Origin of the sequence: Lactobacillus nasalidis (assembly GCF_016587775.1) — a bacterium.
In the GTDB taxonomy this organism is placed as follows: domain Bacteria; phylum Bacillota; class Bacilli; order Lactobacillales; family Lactobacillaceae; genus Lactobacillus; species Lactobacillus nasalidis.
Window position 1 is genome coordinate 1 of the sequence record NZ_BOCG01000308.1, and the last position, 2841, is coordinate 2841.

Annotated in this window: 4 protein-coding genes; all 4 read left to right on the forward strand. The window is 57.7% G+C overall.

What is annotated here, in order from left to right; all coding sequences use genetic code 11:
• On the forward strand, positions 1–659 hold a 659-nt coding region (locus tag lacNas_RS05480; RefSeq protein WP_201346676.1), incomplete at its 5' end, for a ParB/RepB/Spo0J family partition protein.
• Positions 652–915: a DUF951 domain-containing protein gene (locus tag lacNas_RS05485; protein ID WP_201332077.1), complete on the forward strand. Its 264-nt coding sequence runs from the start codon at positions 652–654 to the stop codon at positions 913–915. The genes lacNas_RS05480 and lacNas_RS05485, both read left to right, overlap by 8 nt.
• Before the next feature lie 73 nt (positions 916–988).
• Complete coding sequence (gene ychF / locus lacNas_RS05490; protein ID WP_201332078.1) at positions 989–2089, forward strand: redox-regulated ATPase YchF; 1101 nt, start codon at positions 989–991, stop codon at positions 2087–2089.
• Between the two features lie 14 nt (positions 2090–2103).
• Positions 2104–2841, forward strand: a 738-nt coding sequence (locus lacNas_RS05495; protein ID WP_201346677.1) for a DUF1129 domain-containing protein, incomplete at its 3' end; no start/stop codon positions are given.

A 2841-nucleotide genomic window follows, 5' to 3' on the forward strand; every position in this document is an offset into this window, starting at 1 on the left:
TCCGCCGGTCGGTCGGCGGCTATGAAATCATCGCCGGCGAGCGCCGCTACCGGGCTTCCGAACTGGCCGGCAAGGAGACCATCCCGGCCATCATCCGCCAGTTCGACGAAAGCCAGATGATGGAAGTGGCCATTCTGGAAAACCTCCAGCGCGAGGACCTGACTCCTTTGGAAGAAGCCCAGGCCTACGAGATGCTGCAAAAGAACCTGGGCCTGACCCAGGAAGAGGTTTCCAAGAAGATGGGCAAGTCCCGTCCCTACATCACCAACTACCTCCGCCTGCTCACCCTGCCGCAGAAGACCAAGGGCCTTTTGCAAAGAGGCGAGCTGTCGATGGGCCAGGCCAGAACCCTGCTGGGCTTAAAGGACAAGGACCGCATCGACGAATTGGCCAAGCGGGTGGTCAAGGAAGGGATGCCGGTGCGCAAGGTCGAGGCCCTGGTGGCCAAGATGAACGAGCGCGGGCAGAAGCAGAAGAAAAAGAATGCCGGCAAGTCGGCCTTCGTGCGGGCCAGTGAAAGCCAGCTGGCCGCCAAGTTCGGCTCACCCGTGAACATTACCGAAAACAAGACGGGGAAGGGGCATTTGTCGATCGACTTTGCCTCCCCGGAAGAATTGAACCGAATCCTGGATTTGTTAGGTGTGAATCTCGATGATTAAAAACATTACTTTTGATTTGGCGGATACAGTTGAAATGAAGAAGCCCCATGCCTGCCAGACCAACAACTGGGAAGTCCTGCGCTTGGGCGCGGACATCCGCCTGAAGTGCATGGGCTGCGGGCACGTGGTCATGATGCCGCGGGCCGACTTCAACAAGAAGGTCAAGAAGCTTCTGGCCAAAAGCAGCGATCCGGTCAACCGGAAGAGCGAGTTTTACGTGCCAAAGGAAGACATTGCCCGGCCAAATTTTGACTAAGCATTGACTAATCAGGTCAAAAGGCCAAAAATAAAACACACAAGGAACAATAAAGAAAGAGGAATTATTTACTATGGCTTTAACTGCAGGTATCGTCGGTTTGCCAAACGTCGGCAAGTCAACGCTGTTTAACGCAATCACCAAGGCTGGCGCGGAAATGGCCAACTACCCGTTCGCGACCATCGAACCGAACGTGGGGATGGTTGAAGTGCCGGACAAGCGTCTGGCCAGAATCCAGGAGCTGATCCCGGCCAAGAAGGTCGTGCACACGACTTTTGAATTCACGGACATCGCCGGTCTGGTCAAGGGGGCTTCCAAGGGTGAAGGCCTGGGGAACAAGTTCCTGGAAAACATTCGCCAGACCGATGCCATCGTGCACGTGGTGCGGGCTTTTGACGACGAAAACATCACTTCCGTTTCCGGCAAGGTCGACCCGGAAGAAGACATCGACACGATCAACCTGGAGCTGGTCTACGCCGACCTTGACTCCGTTGACCGCCGGATCGGCAAGGTGCAGAAGATGGCCCAGCAAAAGGACAAGGAAGCCCTGGCTGAATACAACGTCCTGCAGAAGATCAAGCCGGTGCTGGAAGCCGGCGACCCGGTCCGGTCAATCAAGTTCACCGACGACGAGGCCAAGATCGTCAAGGGCCTCTTCCTGCTGACTTCCAAGCCGGTCATCTACGTGGCCAACATTGCCGAAGAATCCATGGCTGATCCGGAAAGCGACAAGTACTACCAGATCGTCAAGGCTCACGCCGACAAGGAAGGCGCTGGCTGCCTGGGCATTTCCGCGGCCATCGAGGAAGAAATCGCCGGCCTGGACGACGAGGAAAAGGCTGAAATGCTGGCAGCCGAAGGCGTTGAAGAATCCGGTTTGGACCGCCTGATCCGGGCTGCTTACCACTTGCTGGGCCTGAGAACCTTCTTCACGGCCGGCGGCAAGGAAACCCGGGCCTGGACCTTCCACCAGGGGATGAAGGCTCCGCAGGTTGCCGGCGTCATCCACTCCGACTTTGAACGGGGCTTCATCCGGGCTGAAGTAGTGTCCTTTGAAGACCTGGACAAGTACGAGAGCATGCAGAAGATCAAGGAAGCCGGCCGCGTCCGCCTGGAAGGCAAGGACTACGAGGTTCAGGACGGCGACATCATCGAATTTAGATTTAACGTATAAGGCAGGAGACTGAAGTGAGCGAAGAAAAGCAAGTAAAGAACGCTTCCCAGGCCAAGCTGCAAAAGCAGGGCGAAGCGGAAGCCAAGAGCGAAAGCATCAAGCAGGCCGACCCGAAGGAGCTGCGGTCCAAGCTGTCCAACAAGAACCGTGACTACATCTACCGGCTGAAGAAGGAACTGCTGGCCGGGGGCTTGAGCGAGGCTGACGCCGATGCCAAGATCGACGGCCTGCTGCCGGAAATCTACGACGCCCAGATCAAGGGCCAGCCGGCCCACGTGCTCTTTGGCGCGGCACCGAAATTGAAGGCCAGCCAGATCCTCAACCCGGTAGTCAAGCCGGAAAAGGTGCCCGACAAGCTGGTTGCCCTGGACGGGGCCCTCTTCTACACGGCCATGCTGACGGCCCTGTTCGGGATCCTGCAGCTGTTCACCAGCAACAACAAGAGCACTTCCTCTGGTTCCGGGATCTTGACTTTGATCATCATGGGCCTGGCCATGGGCTGGTACTTCACCAAATACAACTCCTGGATGCAGCCTGACCCGAAGACCGGCAAGCCGGCCTGGGGCAAGGTCATCTGGGGCCTGATCGGCTCTTTGGCCATCATCATGCTGATCGTCTTCGTCCTGTCGCTTCCGGCCCTGTCAGTCATCAACCCGGTTCTGCCGGGCTGGGCTGACCTCCTGGTAGCGGCTGCTGCCTACGGGATCCGCTGGCTGGTCCGCCGCCACTACGGCATTGAAGGGACCTCCTTG